The 18,630-nt window shown below is 58.4% G+C and carries 19 protein-coding genes and 1 tRNA gene; 13 read left to right on the top strand and 7 right to left on the bottom strand.

What is annotated here, in order from left to right:
- Positions 1-3 precede the first annotated feature (3 nt).
- From DBP26_RS01920 to DBP26_RS01900, 5 genes are all read right to left on the bottom strand, one after another.
- Positions 4-966, bottom strand: a complete 963-nt coding sequence (locus tag DBP26_RS01920) for an ATPase (protein WP_108235914.1) — start codon at positions 964-966, stop codon at positions 4-6.
- A 137-nt stretch (positions 967-1,103) separates the two neighbouring features.
- Positions 1,104-1,889: a transporter substrate-binding domain-containing protein gene (locus DBP26_RS01915; protein WP_108235913.1), complete on the bottom strand. Its 786-nt coding sequence runs from the start codon at positions 1,887-1,889 to the stop codon at positions 1,104-1,106.
- 105 nt (positions 1,890-1,994) lie between these two features.
- Positions 1,995-2,585 (bottom strand): DedA family protein, encoded by a 591-nt coding sequence (locus tag DBP26_RS01910; protein WP_108235912.1) that lies wholly within the window; start codon positions 2,583-2,585, stop codon positions 1,995-1,997.
- A gap of 111 nt (positions 2,586-2,696) precedes the next feature.
- Positions 2,697-3,392 carry a hypothetical protein gene (locus DBP26_RS01905; RefSeq protein WP_146749624.1) on the bottom strand — a complete coding sequence of 232 codons (696 nt, stop codon included), beginning with the start codon at positions 3,390-3,392 and terminating at the stop codon, positions 2,697-2,699.
- 175 nt (positions 3,393-3,567) lie between these two features.
- Complete coding sequence (locus tag DBP26_RS01900; protein ID WP_256600350.1) at positions 3,568-4,494, bottom strand: LysR family transcriptional regulator; 927 nt, start codon at positions 4,492-4,494, stop codon at positions 3,568-3,570.
- A gap of 113 nt (positions 4,495-4,607) precedes the next feature.
- On the opposite strand from DBP26_RS01900, the gene DBP26_RS01895 reads away from it, so the two are divergent.
- From DBP26_RS01895 to DBP26_RS01885, 4 genes are all read left to right on the top strand, one after another.
- Positions 4,608-5,351, top strand: coding sequence for an SDR family oxidoreductase (locus tag DBP26_RS01895; protein ID WP_108235909.1), 744 nt, complete (start codon positions 4,608-4,610; stop codon positions 5,349-5,351).
- Between the two features lie 330 nt (positions 5,352-5,681).
- Positions 5,682-5,894, top strand: a complete 213-nt coding sequence (locus DBP26_RS27175) for a hypothetical protein (RefSeq protein WP_256600351.1) — start codon at positions 5,682-5,684, stop codon at positions 5,892-5,894.
- A 35-nt stretch (positions 5,895-5,929) separates the two neighbouring features.
- Entirely contained in the window at positions 5,930-6,076 is a 147-nt protein-coding gene (locus DBP26_RS27170) for an RNase A-like domain-containing protein (RefSeq protein WP_349254547.1), read from the top strand.
- A gap of 7 nt (positions 6,077-6,083) precedes the next feature.
- Positions 6,084-6,482, top strand: a complete 399-nt coding sequence (locus DBP26_RS01885; RefSeq protein WP_146749625.1) for a hypothetical protein — start codon at positions 6,084-6,086, stop codon at positions 6,480-6,482.
- Positions 6,483-6,747: 265 nt separating this feature from the next.
- On the opposite strand, the gene DBP26_RS01880 is transcribed toward DBP26_RS01885, so the two are convergent.
- Positions 6,748-6,832: transfer RNA gene (locus tag DBP26_RS01880), tRNA-Leu, on the bottom strand.
- Between the two features lie 107 nt (positions 6,833-6,939).
- Here DBP26_RS01880 and queA point away from each other — a divergent pair.
- The 8 genes from queA to DBP26_RS01840 all read left to right on the top strand — a co-directional run bounded on the left by queA (position 6,940) and on the right by DBP26_RS01840 (position 16,189).
- Positions 6,940-8,010, top strand: a complete 1,071-nt coding sequence (gene queA, locus DBP26_RS01875; RefSeq protein WP_108235907.1) for a tRNA preQ1(34) S-adenosylmethionine ribosyltransferase-isomerase QueA — start codon at positions 6,940-6,942, stop codon at positions 8,008-8,010.
- A 14-nt stretch (positions 8,011-8,024) separates the two neighbouring features.
- Positions 8,025-9,140 (top strand): tRNA guanosine(34) transglycosylase Tgt, encoded by a 1,116-nt coding sequence (gene tgt, locus DBP26_RS01870; protein ID WP_177410990.1) that lies wholly within the window; start codon positions 8,025-8,027, stop codon positions 9,138-9,140.
- 55 nt (positions 9,141-9,195) lie between these two features.
- Positions 9,196-9,534, top strand: a complete 339-nt coding sequence (yajC, locus tag DBP26_RS01865; protein ID WP_108235905.1) for a preprotein translocase subunit YajC — start codon at positions 9,196-9,198, stop codon at positions 9,532-9,534.
- A gap of 62 nt (positions 9,535-9,596) precedes the next feature.
- Positions 9,597-11,465: a protein translocase subunit SecD gene (gene secD / locus DBP26_RS01860; RefSeq protein WP_108235904.1), complete on the top strand. Its 1,869-nt coding sequence runs from the start codon at positions 9,597-9,599 to the stop codon at positions 11,463-11,465.
- Positions 11,466-11,474: 9 nt separating this feature from the next.
- Positions 11,475-12,386: a protein translocase subunit SecF gene (secF, locus tag DBP26_RS01855; protein ID WP_108235903.1), complete on the top strand. Its 912-nt coding sequence runs from the start codon at positions 11,475-11,477 to the stop codon at positions 12,384-12,386.
- Between the two features lie 119 nt (positions 12,387-12,505).
- Complete coding sequence (locus DBP26_RS01850) at positions 12,506-13,051, top strand: glycine zipper 2TM domain-containing protein (protein ID WP_108235902.1); 546 nt, start codon at positions 12,506-12,508, stop codon at positions 13,049-13,051.
- A gap of 237 nt (positions 13,052-13,288) precedes the next feature.
- Positions 13,289-14,530, top strand: coding sequence for an OprD family porin (locus DBP26_RS01845; protein ID WP_108235901.1), 1,242 nt, complete (start codon positions 13,289-13,291; stop codon positions 14,528-14,530).
- Between the two features lie 63 nt (positions 14,531-14,593).
- Positions 14,594-16,189, top strand: coding sequence for an argininosuccinate lyase (locus DBP26_RS01840; protein ID WP_108235900.1), 1,596 nt, complete (start codon positions 14,594-14,596; stop codon positions 16,187-16,189).
- A gap of 140 nt (positions 16,190-16,329) precedes the next feature.
- Here the strand turns inward: DBP26_RS01840 and DBP26_RS01835 are convergent, their stop codons facing one another.
- Positions 16,330-17,550, bottom strand: coding sequence for a cation:dicarboxylase symporter family transporter (locus DBP26_RS01835; RefSeq protein WP_108235899.1), 1,221 nt, complete (start codon positions 17,548-17,550; stop codon positions 16,330-16,332).
- A gap of 132 nt (positions 17,551-17,682) precedes the next feature.
- Here DBP26_RS01835 and DBP26_RS01830 point away from each other — a divergent pair, with 132 nt between their 5' ends.
- A complete protein-coding gene (locus DBP26_RS01830; RefSeq protein ID WP_108235898.1) occupies positions 17,683-18,615 on the top strand; it encodes a LysR substrate-binding domain-containing protein in 933 nt (310 codons plus the stop codon).
- Positions 18,616-18,630: the final 15 nt, after the last annotated feature.

Genomic DNA, 18,630 nt, shown 5'->3' with positions numbered 1-18,630 from the left:
CGCTTAGGGCATCTCGGCGGCTTTTTCCTTGGTGGGGCCCAGTACTATCGCCAAATGGCGCAGGTCATCGATCTCCACGCTGTAGCTCTTGCCCGAGGGGCTTGCGACCAGGGTGCCCAAGGCAAAGACCGTGAAGAAGCGGACCTCATCGGCATGGCTCAGCAATTCGCTGATGTAACGGCTGGACCGGTACGCTTGCATTTGAGCGGGCGATACATACAGCGTGACCAGCTTGCCCTGCAGCCTGTCGAAGAATTTGAATTTGAACCCAGTGCCATAACGCTCCACCAGTCCGCCACCATACAACACCCGTTGTTCTTCGCCGGGTTGAGCGTATTTGATGTGACGGAAGTACGACCGTAGCGACACCTCTCCCTGTCCGGGGATGCGCAACGTCAACAGTGCAAACTCATCTTTAGTGAGTTGGGCCTGCGCCTGGCGAAAGCAGTCGACCAGTCTTTCCAGGTTGTTCGTGCGTGTTTCAGTCCGTTTGCCCTTGGCGCTTTGGTCGCTGGGGGTTGCAGGCGCAGCTCGCTCCGGCACTGCTTCGTCAGGCTTTACCGCGACGGGCTCCCGCTTCGGCGGTTCTCGCAGGGCCGGGTCGAACACGTCGATGTAGTCATCCAGCTTGCGCTTGGCTTTACCCAACGCCGTTTCCGGCTCGGCAGCCGGCGTTTGGCCGGAGAGATCCGTTTCGTCGACCCACTCGCAATCAGGGTCATGTGCGTAATGAGGGTTGGCGCGAAAATGGGCAGCAACGAACGTGGGGTGCTCCTGAGGTTTCACGTCATATCGCACGCCGGTGATTTTCACACCCTGGGCGCGACAGGCCTCACTCGAGCAGAGGAAGTTGAACCGCGTGCGCGGCAATTCCTGGGAGAAGTATTCCCGTCGAGCTGCAACGATCGACAGCTCTTGCTGTAGCTCGACACAGAACGCGCGCGTGATATTCCTGCTGGTCTTCATGGGGCGGCCGGGTCCACGGGCAGAGAGTCAGGGTGACATGATGCGCAATCGCCAGCGCGCTATACAACCCTGACCCCCGAAAACGATTCACCGCGGGTGAGAAGTGCCCCGCGCCCGGTTCGCTTGCGTGGAAAGCATTACTCGCCCGGCACCGCGAGCCATTCGCCGACGACTTTCTGATAAGCCCCGGTCGCCTTGGACAAGTGCAGCCATTGGTCGACATAGGCTTTCCAGCTCACATCGTCGCGAGGCAAAAGGTAGGCCTTCTCACCGTATTGCATGGCACGCGATGGATTGACCGCGCACAGGCCTGGCAGGCGCTTCTGCTGATACAAGGCTTCCGAAGCGTCGGTGATCATGACGTCGGCCTTCTTGTCCAGCAATTGCTGGAAGATGGTCTTGTTGTCATGAAAATCCAGCTTCGCAGCAGGCAGATGCGCCCGGGCGAAGGCTTCATTCGTCCCACCCTGTGGTTCGATCAGGCGCACGTCTGCCTGGTTGATCTGTTCAATGGTCTGGTACTTGGATTCGTCTTCGCAGCGCACCAAAGGAATCTTGCCGTCGACATCTAGCGTGTTGCTGAAGAAGGCCTTCTTCTGCCGCTCCAGCGTCACCGATATCCCACCCATTGCGATGTCACATTTACCCGCTGTGAAATCGGTCATCAGCGTCTTCCACGTGGTCGGTACCCACTGCAGTTTCACCCCCAGGCTCTGCGCCAGCGACTGCGCCATCTCGATGTCGATGCCTTCGTACTGTCCGTCCGCTGTATGAAAGGTATAAGGCTTGTAATCGCCGGTGGTACACACCGCCAGCTCGCCCCGCTGAAGGACAGTGTCCAGATGTGACGCTGACTCCGACGCCTGCGCGTGTGCGACGCCAGCCACAGCCACCAGTAACATGGAGGTGAAACATGCCTTCATTTTGGAAATCCCTGCCAGTCGATAAGCCAGGCTGTGGTTATAGAGCGATGCGCGCCTTAAGGGAAGCGTTGCCGCCCGACGCAAGGGCTCGCCGGGCGGTAGCGCCTATGGCTTTGGCGTCCCGCCGATGCGAGCCTTTGCGCGGTGATGTCGGTACAGCGCGACGCCCGCCGCGATCACGACGACGCCGAGAATGATGGGGAGTCGATAAGGCTTGAGATTGCCCAGCAGATGCTCGAGTGCTTGACCTGCCCAGTAGCCGGCCATGACGAACAGGGTGGCCCAGACGCCTGCGCCCAGCAGGTTGATCACCGCAAATCGAAACGGGGACAGCCGGCTCGCGCCAATGACCAAAGGGCCCACCAGCCGCATGCCGTAAAGGAAACGGACGGAAAAGATGGAAGCGGTGGGGTAGCGTTTGATCAGGTCGGATACGCGGTCGATGGCGGCCTGCTTTCGATGCAGACGTGGCAACAGGCGGGGGCCAAAGGAGCGCCCGATCCAGAACAGGATCTGATCGCCGATCATTCCCCCCAGTGTGGCGACGACAATGACGTCCACCAACCGCAATGACGTCTGGTGCGCCGCCAGGCCGCCGAGGATCAGGATCGTCTCGCCTTCCAGCAGGCAGCCAATGAAAATCGCCCAATAACCGTAATGGGCCAGCAGGGAAGTGATGTCGAGGTGTTCGAACATGAGCAGCAGGGATCTCGGGGTAGGGAGGGGCCGCGAGGTAACGCAGCAGGCATGCCGTTCGACCTGAACCGCGAATGAACAGTTCTATTCATTCGGAGGCGGTTGAAAGACCTAGTCGCGGTAAGCTGCCTCGAGCGCGGCGAGATCTTTTTCGATTACCTTCATCAACATTTCCCACTCGCCCTGAGTCCGCTTCAACGCTTCACCTTCACGCGAATAAAGAAAATCGATGATGTTAGCGGTCTCCTTGGTTTTGTTGGTCGGGCGAAAGGCATCCATGCTTAAGACTCGGGCCAGCATATCCAGCTCAGTGGCGTGATTGACCCACTGCCAGTCGTTCTTGATGACGACTTTGTCGATGAGAATGCACTGTTTCTTGAAGCTGCGCAGGCTTGCACCGAAGGGGCTGGTAGCCAGTAACGAGGTGATCCGCGCCCCTTCGCTGTTGGCTTTTTCTACGGCGTTCGGCCCAAAAAACCACTCGTTGAAACTCAGCTCGATCTCACGAAACGCCACGTTGGCGTCCCAGATAATCCCCAGGGCCTTGTTGTGGATGATTTCATTCTTCCACGCGCGATAGGCTTTGAATGCCAGGCCAACCAAGCCCATCGCCGCGAGCGCTTGGATAAGTGAGGCGCACGAATTGATGACGTCATAGGCCCGCGCCGACCCTGAAACACCGACGATGGAATAGGACTCGTAAAAGACAGACCCGGTCATCGCGGCGAGCGCGAAAAGGGCGCAATAGAAACCGAACGCGTAGGGATCTTTCATTGTTGTTTCTGTCCGATCAGCGAGGTTGAGCATGGGGTCCATTCGCTTTGGATCAGTCAGTATCAGGTTAGTAGATAACCGCGCGGTCACGCCGGGAAAGGGACGAAATACAAATCCGCTATTCGCCGAAAGACACGCCGCTAACCGTGCCCAATCCCTCTGCTCCATGTCTGAGCAGCAGCTTGAGACGAGGAAGTTATTCGGTGTTTCACTGCGGGAACACCTGCGAGTCGCTGAGGCATGTCATCAAATGGTCGTAGACCAATCGCACTCGCGGTGGTACGGGGCCTGACTGTGTACGGTAGATCATCAGATCAATGGCAGGCGGGGCGATCTCGGGCAAAACTTCCACCAGCGCTCCGCTACTCAAAGCGGGTTCGGCCAGATACGTCGGCATTTGGCCGATCGCCAGGCCCGCCAACATGAACTCCAGTTCGGTCTCCGGATCGTCGCAGGAAAAAGCGGGTGAGGGCGGCAGATAAGTCTGGCCCTGCGCAAAGAACCAAGGCCATGGCCGACCGTTGTTTCGGTCGATAAGGACTGAAAGTGGGCGTTGCTTCAAAGCTTCCAGGTCGGAAGGAGCCCCTCCGGATGCCAGTAGCGCGGGCGCTGCCACGATTTTCAGACGCACCGGGCAGACTGAGCGAGCGATGTACCGGCGATCCCGCACCGTGCCAATCCGGACGCCGATATCGATGCGCGACGCCACGGCGTCGGTCAATTCGTCGTCTAGGCTCAATTCAATTCGCAACGCCGGATGCGCTTGCATCAACGGCGCAAGGAATCTGACCAGGTACAGCTTGCCGATCGCGTGGGGCGCGGTGATGCCCACCCGTCCGCTGATGCTCTCTCGTGGCTCTCGGGTATGCGAAATGAATAGCCGGTCCAGTTGGCCGAGTGCTTCTTGGGCCTGCTGCGCCATTTGCGCACCGAAGGCAGTGAGCTGTGCCTGCCTCGTGCTCCGATGGAACAGCGGCTCGGCGAAGGTACGCTCCAGCGCCTGCACGGCCCGTGTCACTTTTTGGGGGGAGGTGCCGAGCCGGTTCGCTGCCTCACGAAAACTGGGTGCCTGCGCCGCCACAACGAATATCCGCAGCATTTCCATGCGATTGAGCATCGGTTGACCTTCTTTCAAAAAGAGTTCCAGAAAGTGGAATTCTGAAAGCCTAACTCTTCCATTTTCTGTTTCGGGGTTCCAGCGCAAACTGCTCTCAACCCCCTAACCCAAGAGTCAGCAGGAGATTGATCATGAACAGTGGCATCCAAGGTAAAGTCGTCATCATCACCGGCGCCAGCAGCGGCCTGGGCGAATCCACCGCGCGGCATTTGGCAAGGCTTGGCGCCAAGGTCGTACTGGCTGCGCGTCGTCAGGAACGCATGGACGTCATCGTCAGCGAAATCAGGGCAGAAGGCGGTCAGGCATCGGCCTACACCGTCGACGTCACCCGCCGCGAAGACCTCGAAGCGCTTGTTGCACATGCTGTCGAAGACTTCGGTATGGTCGACGTGATGGTCAATAACGCCGGTTACATGGCCATCGCGCCCATTACCGAACGGCGGGTCGATGAATGGGATCGGATGATCGACATCAACATCAAGGGCGTGCTCTACGGCATTGCTGCTGCGCTCCCCAAATTCGAAGCTCAGGGCTTCGGCCACTTCATCAACATTTCATCGGTGGCTGGTATCAAAGTCTTCAGCCCGGGCGGTTCGGTCTACAGCGGCACCAAGTTTGCCGTCCGCGCCATCTCCGATGGTCTGCGTCACGAGGTCGGCAGCAAGATCCGTACGACCACCATCGAGCCGGGTGCCGTAGAGTCCGAACTCAAACTGGGCAGCGGGCACCAGCCAAGCGCCGAAGTCGTGAACGAGTTCTACAAGATGGCCATACCGGCTGAGTCGGTCGCCCGGGCGATTGCCTTCGCCATTGAGCAACCGGCAGACGTAGACATCAATGAGATTGTGCTGCGGCCGACTGCGCAGGATTTCTGAAGGGGGGTAAAAACGGGTTGCGGTGATTAACTTCCAGCGCAACCCTGATATTCAATTTGGCGTATCTTGCCCATAAGACTTGGCGTTTTTATTTAGCAAGCGAACCGCCCAATCGGCGTTTCTCGATGGTGTTCGAGTTTCTTCTAGATACAGATCCTGCAGCTTGGTTGTAGGAGATATCGCGTCATGAGGTAGGAAGTGGATGAAATATCGATCTGCATTACCTTTCCGCTTGTTATAACACAGAGTCCCATTAGCTTCCTGCGGCTTCGTACCAGGCACCCCTTGAGCATCTCTATCCGGAGTCGCTGAAGTCCATAAGGAAGTTTTATGTCTATTCAGGAAGAATTCCGTGTTCTTCTCAGTTATGCCCAGATGGCAGCCATTCTGGAACATGAGTCATTATCCGAAACGGAGATAAGGCACAATCGTATATTCGGCAGTCTGCGACTTGTCGGCGGCATTATTGAGTTGGCCGGAGCGGGGCTTCTCTGCGGTGTACCTGAGCCTACACTTGTGACCAAAGCGGTTATTCAAAGCTAAAATTCTTACGAAAAAATAATAGGCTTACATTAAAGATGAGTTTTATGGAGGAGGTGGGGTGGGGTATCACTCGCACGGCTGCCGATAAGCCTATTGGGATGAAAAACATCGTCGTCGTGGTGGAGTTCAAGGAATTCAACCATATGCCAGCTTATATTGTGACGGCATTCCCTGCGCTCTGAGGCTTCCATGCGTGGATATATGCAGCTTATTGATTTTATGCAAGATCTGAGTGACGGAGTTCAAGAGTATTTACCTGAAAGTCAGCGTACTGCCATTCTGACCCTCGACGAAATCGTTGACAGCTGGGTGGAAACAAAATCGTGCATAGCTATCCGCTCACTGCAGAAAGACATAGTCTCATTTGTCAAGAAAGATGCGGCTGGCGACGGTTCGGTTTATGAAATTCTTTCCTGGTACGACTTGCTTTTTATCCCCGAGCGCTTTGGTTGCGAAGAGCCTGAGCTATTGCTGATCGTGTTGGCAATGATCAAAAAGCGAGTGTCTGAGCAGAATCGTTCTGTGGCAGGGGACATTTGGCGATGGGTAAAGCGAGAAGCTCTGACTTCGTGGAAGCGAGCCCCTTAGGCGATCGGGCTGCGTAAAGGGCTAGTGATTCATAGCCTAGTGATAGTCGTACAGGCTTCGCTGTCAGGCGTGCTGCAATCTAGGTAGTAGGACACTTCTATCTGCGCATCTCGACTTCGTTGCCTAGGTATCAATGCTGTGGAGGGCTGCGCCGCTGTGCTGACCGTGGCGATCCTTGTGGATTTCCATCCAAAAAAAAACCGGCTCAAACATGGCCGGTTTTTTCTCGCTTCAAGGCGCTTAGCCCCTTGAAGGTACTGCTGTTTGGTGCCCCGAGGGAGACTCGAACTCCCACTCCTTTCGAAAACGGATTTTGAATCCGCCGCGTCTACCAATTCCGCCATCAGGGCTTGTGGCGGCGGAGTATAGAGACGTGCCTACCGTTGGTCAATCATGTTTCATGGTCAATTTTCACTTTCTCCGCTAAACTTCCCGGCCCTGCTAGACGAACCCCATCATGCGTGTTGCCGACTTTACCTTCGATCTCCCTGATGCCCTGATCGCTCGCCACCCTCTGGCGGAGCGTCGTGGCAGCCGTTTGCTGACCCTCGACGGGCCGAGCGGCGCGCTTGCTCATCGCCAATTCATTGATTTGCTGGAGCATTTGCGCCCTGGCGATCTCATGGTTTTCAACGATACCCGGGTGATCCCGGCGCGGCTGTTCGGGCAGAAAGCCTCCGGCGGCAAGCTGGAAATTCTGGTGGAACGGGTGCTGGATCAGCACTCGGTCCTGGCCCATGTACGGTCGAGCAAATCGCCCAAGGCGGGCTCCTCGATCCTGATCGATGGCGGGGGGGAGGCCGAAATGGTCGCGCGCCATGATGCGCTGTTCGAGCTGCGCTTCGCCGAGCCGGTGTTGTCACTGCTCGAACGCGTCGGGCACATGCCGTTGCCGCCTTATATCGATCGTCCGGATGAGGACGCCGACCGTGAGCGTTATCAGACCGTGTATGCCCAGCGCGCTGGTGCGGTTGCGGCACCGACCGCAGGGCTGCATTTCGATGAGCCGTTGATGCAGGCGATTGCCGACAAGGGCGTCGAGACGGCGTTCGTCACGCTGCATGTTGGAGCGGGGACGTTTCAGCCGGTGCGCGTCGAGCGCATCGAGGATCACCACATGCACAACGAGTGGCTCGAAGTCACTCAGGAGGTGGTCGATGCCGTCGCCGCTTGCCGTGCCCGGGGCGGACGCGTCATCGCGGTGGGCACCACCAGCGTCCGCTCGCTGGAGAGCGCCGCGCGTGACGGCGTGCTCAAGCCATTCAGTGGCGACACCGACATCTTCATTTACCCCGGTCGGCCGTTCCATGTGGTCGATGCACTGGTCACCAATTTCCATTTGCCTGAATCCACGCTGCTGATGCTGGTTTCGGCTTTCGCCGGCTATCCGGAAACCATGGCGGCCTATAAGGCTGCAGTGGACAACGGGTACCGCTTCTTCAGTTACGGGGATGCCATGTTCATCACCCGCAATCCGGCGCCGACTGCACCTCAGGGATCAGACGCGGCCCCCGAGGATCAAGCATGAGTCGCACCTGTCGTATGTCGTTCGAGCTGCTGGCCACCGATGGTAAGGCTCGTCGTGGTCGATTGACCTTTCCCCGTGGCACGGTGGAAACCCCGGCGTTCATGCCGGTGGGCACCTATGGCACCGTCAAGGGCATGCTGCCGAGGGACATCGAAGCCATCGGCGCCGAGATCATTTTGGGTAACACCTTCCACCTCTGGCTGCGCCCGGGCACCGAGGTGATCAAGGCCCACGGCGACCTGCACGACTTCATGCAGTGGAAAGGCCCTATCCTGACCGACTCAGGCGGTTTTCAGGTGTTCAGCCTGGGGGCCATGCGCAAGATCAAGGAAGAGGGGGTGACGTTCGCGTCCCCGGTCGATGGCGCCAAGGTGTTCATGGGGCCCGAGGAGTCGATGCAGGTCCAGCGCGACTTGGGCTCTGACATCGTCATGATCTTCGACGAATGCACGCCTTACCCGGCGAGCGAGGACGTCGCGCGCACCTCCATGGAGCTTTCTCTGCGCTGGGCCAAACGGTCGAAGATCGCGCACGGCGACAACACGGCGGCGCTGTTCGGCATCGTTCAGGGCGGCATGCACGAAAGCCTGCGGATGCGCTCGCTGGAGGGCCTCAACGAGCTGGACTTCGACGGTCTTGCCATTGGCGGTCTGTCGGTCGGCGAACCCAAGCACGAGATGATCAAGGTGCTGGACTACCTGCCGGGGCACATGCCCGCTGACAAACCTCGTTACCTTATGGGGGTAGGCAAGCCCGAAGACCTCGTTGAAGGTGTGCGCCGCGGAGTCGACATGTTCGACTGCGTCATGCCCACGCGCAATGCTCGCAACGGTCATCTGTTCATCGACACCGGTGTGCTGAAGATCCGTAACGCGTTTCATCGCCACGATGATTCGCCACTGGACCCGACCTGTGATTGCTACACCTGCAAGAACTTCTCTCGCGCCTATCTGCACCACTTGGACAAGTGCGGCGAAATGCTGGGGAGCATGCTCAATACGATCCACAATTTGCGGCATTACCAGCGCCTTATGGCTGGTTTGCGCGAGGCTATTCAACAAGGTACATTGGCCGCCTTTGTCGACACGTTCTATGCCAAACGCGGGCTTCCTGTGCCGCCGCTGGACTGAAAGACAGCCGGTCTTACCGCTTCCTATTATTAAAATTATGCAACTGGAGTGTTAAATGAGCTTTTTCATTTCCAACGCCATGGCCGACGCGGCCGCCCCTGCGGCTGCAGGTCCGGCGGGCTCGGGCTTTGAATGGATTTTCCTGGTCGGTTTCCTGGTCATCTTCTATCTGATGATCTGGCGCCCTCAGGCCAAACGTGCCAAGGAACAGAAGAACCTGCTGAACAATCTGCAGAAAGGTGACGAGGTCGTTACTTCCGGCGGTATCGCGGGCAAGATCAACAAAGTGACCGACGACTTCGTCGTGATCGAAGTGTCGGACACCGTCGAGCTCAAAATCCAGAAGGGCGCGATCGCTGCCACCCTGCCCAAAGGCACTTTGAAGGCCATCTGATTCCCGTTTTTTACCCATCGTCGGGGCGCGCAAGGCGCCCCGCGTTTTAAGCAGGCGGCGTGATGTTGAACAAATACCCTCTGTGGAAATACATCCTGATCCTGGCAGTGCTGGCGGTCGGTTTTATTTATTCCGCACCCAATCTCTATCCTGACGACCCGGCCATTCAGGTCAGCGGCACCAGTACGGCGCTGCAGGTCACTCAGGCGGACCTGGATCGCGTAAGCAAGGCGCTTACCGATGCTGGCATCGCGGTCAAGGGCGCGTCTCTTGCCGAGAATGGCAAGGGCGGTTTGTTGCGTCTGACCAAGCAGGAAGACCAGCTCCCGGCCAAGGATGTCACGCGTAAGACACTGGGCGACGATTACGTCGTTGCACTGAACCTGGCACAGACCACGCCGCAGTGGCTGCATAGCATCGGCGCTCGTCCGATGAAGCTGGGTCTGGACCTGTCGGGCGGCGTGCACTTCCTGTTGGAAGTCGACATGGAGAAAGCGCTCAGTGCGCGTCTCAACGTTTATGAAGGTGAAGTCAAGAGCCTGCTGCGCAAGGAAAAATTGCGGTATCGCAGCCTGCCGCAGGACAACGGCGCCATTCAGTTGGGCTTCAGCGACACCGATTCCCGCGAGCAGGCACGTGCCCTGATTCGCAAGGATTACAGCGATTTCGACATCACCACCAGTGACCGTGGTGAAATGCCGATCCTGCGCCTGGCGATGACGCCGGCCAAGATCACCGAAATCCGTGAATATTCCATCAAGCAGAACCTGACCACCGTTCGCAACCGCGTCAACGAGCTGGGCGTCGCCGAGCCGCTGGTGCAGCGTCAGGGCGCCAACCGCATCGTGGTCGAGCTGCCGGGCGTGCAGGACACTGCCGAAGCCAAGCGTATTCTCGGCAAGACCGCCAACCTGGAGTTCCGCCTAGGCGCTGGCCCTGACGACACCAAGGCGACTACCGAGACGTTCGAATTTCGTGAAGGCGGTCGTCCGGCGGCGGCCGTCGAGCGTGGTTTGATCATCACCGGTGATCAGGTCACCGATGCTCAGGCCAGCTACGACGAGCATGGCCGTCCGCAAGTGAACATCAAGCTCGATGGTCACGGTGGTGATCTGATGAGTCGCGCCACCCGTTCGAACGTGGGGCGCAGCATGGCGGTGATCTTCATCGAGCAACGCCCGGTGACCACTTACGTCAAGCAGACGGTGGACGGCGTCGAGAAGGAAGTGCCGGTCCAGACCTTCAAGGAAGACAAGAAGATCATCAGCCTGGCGACCATCCAGTCGCCGCTGGGCAGTCAGTTCCGCATCACCGGGCTGAACGGCCAGGGTGAATCGTCCGAACTTGCGCTGTTGTTGCGTGCCGGTGGCCTGGCTGCGCCGATGTACTTTGCCGAAGAACGTACCATTGGCCCGAGCCTGGGTGCGGATAACATCACCAAGGGTATCGATGCATCCCTGTGGGGCATGCTGTTCGTGTCGCTGTTCATCATCGCCATTTACCGTTTCTTCGGTCTGATCGCGACCGTGGCACTGGCCTTCAACATGGTCATGCTGTTGGCCCTGATGTCGATCCTCGGTGCTACGCTGACCCTGCCGGGTATTGCGGGTATCGTGCTGACGATGGGCATGGCGGTCGATGCCAACGTGCTGATTTTCTCGCGGATCCGCGAGGAACTGGCCAACGGGATGAGCGTTCAACGGGCGATCCACGAAGGTTTCGATCGTGCTTACACCGCGATTCTCGATGCCAACCTGACCTCGCTGCTGGTCGGCGGCATTCTCTACGCCATGGGCACCGGCCCGGTCAAAGGCTTCGCCGTGACCATGTCCCTCGGTATCTTTACCTCGATGTTCACAGCCATCATGGTGACCCGCGCAATGGTCAACCTGATTTACGGCGGCCGTGACTTCAAGAAGCTGTGGATTTAAGGGGCTGCCATGAAACGTACGATCAACTTCATGGGCGTGCGCAACATTGCGTTCGCCCTCACCATGCTCCTCACCGTCCTGGCGTTGTTCAGTTGGTTCCACAAAGGACTTAACTTTGGCTTGGACTTCACCGGCGGTACGCTGATCGAACTCACCTACGAGCGGCCTGCCGATCTGGGCAAGGTGCGTGAAGAACTGGCGGGTGCGGGTTATCACGAGGCCGTGGTGCAAAGCTTTGGCGCGACGACTGATTTGCTGGTGCGCATGCCGGGTGAAGACCCGCAGTTGGGTGCCCAGGTTGCCGAAGCGCTGCGTAAAACCGGTGGCGACAACCCGGCCACGGTGAAGCGCGTTGAATTCGTCGGGCCACAAGTCGGTGAAGAACTCCGTGACCAGGGCGGCATCGGTATGCTCCTGGCGCTGGGCGGTGTCCTGATTTACGTGGCTTTTCGCTTCCAATGGAAGTTTGCGGTGGGCGCGATCATTTCCCTGATCCACGACGTGGTCGTGACGATGGGTATTCTCTCGTTCTTCCAGATCACGTTCGATCTGACCGTACTGGCAGCCGTGCTGGCGATCATCGGTTACTCGCTCAACGACACCATCGTGGTATTCGACCGGGTTCGTGAGAACTTCCGTCTGCTGCGCAAGGCGTCGCTGATCGAAAACATCAACATTTCGACGACGCAAACCCTGCTGCGGACCCTGGCGACTTCGATCTCGACCCTGCTGGCGATCATCGCGCTGTGGATCTTCGGCGGCGACAGCCTGCATGGCTTTTCGGTAGCGCTGTTCATCGGCGTGCTCGCGGGTACGTATTCGTCGATCTACATCGCCAACGTGGTGCTGATCTGGCTCAATCTGCGTTCCGAAGACCTTCTGCCACCAGTGGCGGCGGAGAAAGTTGACGACCGTCCATAAACATCTCTCCGGACCGGTCATCACGTAAAAAGGCGCGAGCATGAACTCGCGCCTTTTTTTGTGCTCCAAGGCTGGGAGTGGTGCGAGCAATCGCGCTGAATATGGTCAGGAGGTTCAACGTGAACAAGTCGTTGCTAGTCGGTGCGGTATTGGGTGCTGTCGGTGTGACTGCCGGTGGTGCTTTGGCCACCTACAGCCTCGTAAAGAACAACGGTCCTGAGTACGCCGAAGTACTCGCCGTCGAGCCTGTCAAAGAACAGATCAAAAACCCACGCCAAGTGTGCAAGGACGTTGCCGTGACTCACCGCGCACCGGTGAAGGATCAGCATCAGATCGTCGGCACTGTCGTCGGTGCCCTGGCCGGTGGCCTGCTGGGTAACCAGGTAGGTGGTGGCAACGGCAAGAAGATTGCCACCGTCGCCGGGGCGGTGGGTGGTGGTTACGCCGGTAACAAGGTTCAGGAAGGCATGCAGAACCGCGATACGTACACCACCACAGAAACCCGCTGCAATACGGTCAACGACATCAGCGACAAGGTCGTGGGCTATAACGTGAAATACAAGCTCAATGACAAGGTCGGTCAGGTTCGCATGGACCGCGATCCGGGCAATCAGATTCCCGTCAACAAGGACGGTCAGTTGGAGCTGAGCCAGGCAGGTCAGTGAGATTTAACAAAAGCACCCCTCTTGTAGGGGTGCTTTTTTATGTGCGTGATTCGCCTTTCCACACTCAGATCGCACCTGCTCCTTCAATATGTAGAAAGTATTGACTCGGTACTAACTATATATTTTTTATTTGCATCCCCGCCGCGTAAGCTTTTTTCAGGTGGCCGAGAAGGGCTGATTCCCTGTTCGGGCCACCTGAATAATTCCAATAAAAAGCTACACCATGCGGGAATAACAATGCACAAGAGCCCTGTATCTCTAGGCCTCACGTCCGCTGCTCTGGGACTGAGCCTGACCTTCCCCGGCTTTGCCGAAGCCGAGTTCTTCGAAGACAGCAAAGCTGATCTCGAATTTCGCAATTTCTACTTCAACAGCGATTACCGTCAGCCGGGCGCAAGCCAGTCCAAACGCGACGAGTGGGCCCAAGGGCTGATTCTCAACTATGAGTCCGGTTTCACCGAAGGCACAGTCGGCTTCGGCGTAGACGCCATCGGTCTGTTCGGTCTGAAACTGGACTCGGGCCCGGACCGACGCAACTCCGGCTTGCTTCCGGTGGGGGATGACAAAGCCCCGGACGACTATGGTCGCGCGGGTGTGACGGCCAAGGCTCGGATTTCGAAAAGCGTTCTGCGGGTCGGCACGCTGCTGCCGAGGCTACCGACCGTCCTGCCCAACGATGGCCGGCTCCTGCCGCAAACATTTCGCGGCGCACAGGTGACCTCCAAAGACATCACCGACATGACCCTAAATGTCGGTCGGCTGACCAGCAATACCGAGCGCAACGACAGCGGGCACGAGGACATCGAGGCGGAAGGCAAAGGTATCAAGGGCGGTCGCCCGAGTGACAAGTTCGATTTCGCCAGCGCCAGTTACAACTGGACCAAGGGGCTGACGACCTCCTACAACTACGGCGGTCTGGAGAATAACTACAAACAGCACATCGTCACGTTGCTGCACAGTTTTCCACTGGGCGAATCGCAGTCCATCAAGAGCGATCTGCGCTACGCCCGCTCGCTCAAGGACGGGAATACCAACATCGACAACACCGCAGTGGGTGCGCGTTTCACCTACAACGTGCGCGGGCACGGATTCGGCGTCGCCTACCAGAGAATGAGCGGTGAAACCGGCTTTCCGCACTTGGCCGGAACAGACTCCTTCCTCGTCAACTACGTGATGATCTCCCCAGATTTCGCCAACCCAGAAGAGCGCTCGTGGCAAGCCCGCTATGACTATGACTTCGCCGCCGTCGGCCTGCCCGGCTTGACCTTCATGACGCGCTATCTGCAAGGCGACAACTTCGCCCGTGGCAATAAGGAAGGCACGGAGTGGGAGCGCAACACCGACATCGCCTACGTGTTTCAGAGCGGAATGCTGAAGAACCTCGAGTTGAAGTGGCGCAACGGCACCTATCGCAGCAATGGCGGCAACAACATCGACCAGAACCGCGTCATCGTCAGCTATACGCTGCCGCTGTTCTAAGTCGCGCTGGACACTATTTCCAACAACGCTCAACCCTCGGCCACGACCGAACCGGAGCCTGAAATGCCTACAAGAAAAACGTTGATCCACCTGGCAGTCGCTTTTGCTCTCTTCAACAGCTATGGCGCTTATGCAGCCAATACCGCCGACCTGCCGTGCGCGACCACCGAGCAGTGCGCGGCTCAAGCCGCGAAGATAGGCGCCACCGTCGATAAGTCGAAAACCAGTGGCAGCAAGACGGACAGCCAGTTTTCCTGGTTGAACCGGATCAACAAGGCATCCATCGTGATGCTCACCGAAGAAGGGATCGTCAAACCCGAGATGGGTCAGAAGATCGCCACCGGTGTGCGCTATGCCATCGATCAGGCAGACCAGCCCAATGGGAAGCGCCCGAGCGATGTGCTGCAGCTTGAGCAGATCATGACTGACAAGATCGGGCCGGAGGCTTCGCTCATTCACTCCGGGCGCAGCCGTCAGGACATGCTCGCCACCTACCGCCTCGCGAAGTTGCGGTCTGACGTGCTGGCGTACAGCGACGCGCTGAACGCGACCCGCAAGCGGCTGCTGGAGCTTGCGGACAAAAACGTCGATACGCTGATCCCCGCTTACACCAATGGTGTGCAAGCGATGCCGATCACTTACGCGCATTATCTGCTGGCGTTCGAAGCGGCGTTCGATCGCGACGGCCAGCGTGTTCGTGAACTGTACCAGCGGCTAAACCTCAGCCCGATGGGTACCGCGGTGTTGGCTAACTCGGCCTATCCGCTGAATCGTGAGCGCATGGCAGAGCTGTTGGGCTTCGATGGGGTACGCGAAAACTCACTGGATTCCAGTCAGGTCTCGACATACGACATTCCGATCGAAGCGGCGAATATCGCGTCTTCCTCGGCCATTCGCATCGGTGCGTTGATAGGCGACATCCATACCCAATATCACCAGATTCGTCCGTGGCTGCTGCTGGACGAGGAAAAGACATACACCAGCAGTGCCATGCCTCAGAAGCGCAATCCCGGCTTGTTGATGCGGGCGCGAGAGTCGGCATCCGATGTCGTCGGGCTGGCTCAAGCCGTGACCTTGCGTGCGCACAATGTCACAACAGGCATGACCGACTATAAGTTCGCCTTCGATTCGCTGGGTGTCTTCGATTCGACCAAGGACATGTTCGGTGCCATGGACGCTGTGCTCGATGCCTTGCAGGTCAATCCACAACGTGCTCGCGAGGAGCTGGAGAACGAATGGACGACGTCGATGGAGCTGGCCGACACTCTGGAGCGCACTCAGAAGGTGCCGTTCCGCATTGGTCACAGCTTTGCCTCGTTGATTGTCGAGCAGGCGCGTGATCAGGGCCTGACGCCCAAGACATTCCCTTACGCTGACGCGCAGAAGCTTTTCACCAAGGCCGCCGACAAGTATCAATGGAAGGCGAATACCCTGCCGCTGGATGAGGCTACTTTCCGTGCCGCGCTCTCACCGGAAAACATGGTGAAAACCCGTAAGGGCACTGGCGGCCCGCAGCCAGAAGAGGTCAAGCGAATGCTGGCCGAAGCCCACAAGACGCTGGACTCGGATCAGGCATGGCTGCGCGAACGTCGCGAGAGGCTGACGCAGGCTGAGGGTAAGCTGGACCAGGCCTTCGAGAAGCTGCTGTCCTCCAAATAGTAATTGCTGCCTAACGCTGCGCGCGGTGGGCTTGCTGACGAAGGTGAAGGTGGATTCGATAGCGTGTTCTCGCATCGGCTGACGCATCCGAGGGCAAGCTCGCTCCGCGTAGCTTATGTGTCCGTGGCGGGGTGGGGCGGCTACGAGGGTGCCCTTGCGAGTGCTCCCCGCTCCGATGCCCGCTGCCAGCGAGTGATCGCCAGGCATGCCACACAGTTACCCAGCACGTTGATCAGCACGCGACATTTCATCAAGCGCTCGACACCGAGCAACAACCCCACGCTGTCCACTGGCACGATGTGCAACAGATTGAGCGTCGCAATCAGGGTGAAGAACGCCGACCCGGCCATGCTCGTAGAGCCCAATGACGTGACCAGTGAAATCAGCAGCAATGTCAGCAACTGCGCGCCTGTCAGCTCGATGCCTGCCATCTGGGCTAGAAACAGCACCGCGATAATCAGGTAGATATTCGAACCACTGAGGTTGAAGGTGTACCCCGTGGTCAACACCAGGCGCGTGAGTTGGCGGTCGCAGCCGAGGGTCTGCATTTTTTCGATGAGGCCCGGAAGGGCCGCGACCGACGAGCCGGTGAACGTCACCAACAGTAGCTGCTCCTTGATGTGCTTTACGAGTGACCACAACGGCAGCCCGCAAACCTGCGCGATGGGCGCCAGCACCAGCACGATGAACGCTGCACTGGCCAGATACATCACGACGATAAATTTGATCAAGGGCAGTGCCGCGGCTGGGCCGAATTTGCCGATGGTGAAGGCGATGGCGCCGAAGGCCGCCACGGGCGCGAATTTCAGAACCCCTCTCAGGCCCTTGAACAGCCAATCGACGGCTCGCTCCAACGCTTTGTGCAAGGGGCGGGAATAGCGATGGTGGCGGGCCCGTCCCAGGAGAAGGCCGGTCAGCAGGCCGGCCAGCATGATCTGCAGGATGGGATTCTGGGTCAGTGCGTGGACGAGGACTTTGCCTGCGGATGCCCAGGAAAACCCGGCGTCAGCAACGGGCGCGATAATCAGTGTCGCTGCAGAGGGCGTCGTCAAGGTGTCGGCGCCAGGTTGGGTCAGTTGGGCGACGAGACCGGCCAGCGCCAGTGCGATCACCGCCATGACTTGGAAATACAGCACCATCCTGCCCGCTACGCCTCGTTGCCCGGTGGGCAGCCCAGCGACTCCGGAGGCGATCAGCAGGAACATCATGACTGGCATGAGCCAGCCAATGACGCGGATAAAGCCGTCGCTCAGTGGCTTCATGCTCATTGCCAATTGCGGATCGAGCACACCCAACGATGCTCCACACAGGAGGGCGAGGAGCAGTTGCAACGTAGTGCTGGTGAAAACCCTGAGGCGCATGGGCGTTCCGGAGCTGGCGTATTTATTGTTATGAGCGCGCCTTGCAAGGCCGCTGAGGATTGGGCACGCTTGCCGAGCGTTGTCGCATCGACCGGGCAGCCATCATAAAACCTCGTTGCGGGATAGACCACCATGGAGCTTCGTCATCTGCGCTATTTCGTCATGGTGGCCGAAGAGCGTCATTTAACTCGCGCGGCTGCACGCCTGAACATGCAGCAACCGCCCCTGAGTCAGCAGATTCGCGCACTGGAAGAGGAACTGGGCTTCGATTTGTTCAAGCGCCATCCCAAAGGCGTTGACCTGACGGCCGGCGGCCACGTGTTTCTCCAAGAAGCGCAGGACATTCTGACGCGGGTCAAGGAAGGGGCTGACAAGGCTGCCCGGGCCGCCCATGGCATTGAAGGACAATTGACTGTTGGCTTCACCAGTTCCGCGGCCACACACCCTTTGATCCCGCGCATCGTTCGGGCGTATCGCGAGCGCTTTCCAGGGGTGGCCGTTTCGTTGAAAGAGGGCAGTGCGCAGCAGTTGACCGATGCGACGATCGACGGCAGTGTCGATGTTGGCATTCTCAGAGCTCCTGTCAGCCGTCACCAGCGCATCCAGTTTCACCGTCTGCTCAATGAAGAGATGTTTCTGACATTGCCCGTCGGGCATCGGCTACTGATGGGGTACAGCGGCGTGGGAGAGGCGCCTGCGATTTCCCTCAAGGACTTGGCCGATGAACAATTCATTCTGGTGCGGCGGCCCGGTGCCCCCGGCATGTACGCCAATCTCATCACGGCCTGTCAGAACGCGGGCTTCAACCCAAGCATCGCTTTCGAGGTCGAGCGGATGCTCACCAACGTCAGCCTCGTTGCGGCGGGTGCGGGTGTTTCGATTGTCCCGGCGTCGATGCGGGACGTGCACAAGGAAAGCGTCGTCTATTGCCCGATTGCCAATGCCAAGCCGCGGCTGCATGCGCCCATTACCTTGGTCTGCCGCAGCTTCAACCAGCTCCCGCCCCTGCAGAACTTCATCGGCCTGTCTCGCGAGTTGAGCGGCCGTTCGCGAGGTGCCCGGTAGAGCCTGTTCATTGCT

The organism is Pseudomonas sp. RIT409 (genome assembly GCF_003052515.2).
Lineage (GTDB): Bacteria > Pseudomonadota > Gammaproteobacteria > Pseudomonadales > Pseudomonadaceae > Aquipseudomonas.
Note: the sequence above shows the minus strand (reverse complement) of the source record. Positions and strands in the feature narration are given on the sequence as shown.

What these genes read in the sequence shown, in the direction of transcription:
- DBP26_RS01920 (WP_108235914.1), bottom strand. Translation starts at nt 966, where the DNA reads ATGAAGACCAGCAGGAATATCACGCGCGCGTTCTGTGTCGAGCTACAG.
- DBP26_RS01915 (WP_108235913.1), bottom strand. Translation starts at nt 1,889, where the DNA reads ATGAAGGCATGTTTCACCTCCATGTTACTGGTGGCTGTGGCTGGCGTC.
- DBP26_RS01910 (WP_108235912.1), bottom strand. Translation starts at nt 2,585, where the DNA reads ATGTTCGAACACCTCGACATCACTTCCCTGCTGGCCCATTACGGTTAT.
- DBP26_RS01905 (WP_146749624.1), bottom strand. Translation starts at nt 3,392, where the DNA reads ATGCTCAACCTCGCTGATCGGACAGAAACAACAATGAAAGATCCCTAC.
- DBP26_RS01895 (WP_108235909.1), top strand. Translation starts at nt 4,608, where the DNA reads ATGAACAGTGGCATCCAAGGTAAAGTCGTCATCATCACCGGCGCCAGC.
- DBP26_RS27175 (WP_256600351.1), top strand. Translation starts at nt 5,682, where the DNA reads ATGTCTATTCAGGAAGAATTCCGTGTTCTTCTCAGTTATGCCCAGATG.
- DBP26_RS27170 (WP_349254547.1), top strand. Translation starts at nt 5,930, where the DNA reads ATGAGTTTTATGGAGGAGGTGGGGTGGGGTATCACTCGCACGGCTGCC.
- DBP26_RS01885 (WP_146749625.1), top strand. Translation starts at nt 6,084, where the DNA reads ATGCGTGGATATATGCAGCTTATTGATTTTATGCAAGATCTGAGTGAC.
- queA (WP_108235907.1), top strand. Translation starts at nt 6,940, where the DNA reads ATGCGTGTTGCCGACTTTACCTTCGATCTCCCTGATGCCCTGATCGCT.
- tgt (WP_177410990.1), top strand. Translation starts at nt 8,025, where the DNA reads ATGTCGTTCGAGCTGCTGGCCACCGATGGTAAGGCTCGTCGTGGTCGA.
- yajC (WP_108235905.1), top strand. Translation starts at nt 9,196, where the DNA reads ATGAGCTTTTTCATTTCCAACGCCATGGCCGACGCGGCCGCCCCTGCG.
- secD (WP_108235904.1), top strand. Translation starts at nt 9,597, where the DNA reads ATGTTGAACAAATACCCTCTGTGGAAATACATCCTGATCCTGGCAGTG.
- secF (WP_108235903.1), top strand. Translation starts at nt 11,475, where the DNA reads ATGAAACGTACGATCAACTTCATGGGCGTGCGCAACATTGCGTTCGCC.
- DBP26_RS01845 (WP_108235901.1), top strand. Translation starts at nt 13,289, where the DNA reads ATGCACAAGAGCCCTGTATCTCTAGGCCTCACGTCCGCTGCTCTGGGA.
- DBP26_RS01840 (WP_108235900.1), top strand. Translation starts at nt 14,594, where the DNA reads ATGCCTACAAGAAAAACGTTGATCCACCTGGCAGTCGCTTTTGCTCTC.
- DBP26_RS01835 (WP_108235899.1), bottom strand. Translation starts at nt 17,550, where the DNA reads ATGCGCCTCAGGGTTTTCACCAGCACTACGTTGCAACTGCTCCTCGCC.
- DBP26_RS01830 (WP_108235898.1), top strand. Translation starts at nt 17,683, where the DNA reads ATGGAGCTTCGTCATCTGCGCTATTTCGTCATGGTGGCCGAAGAGCGT.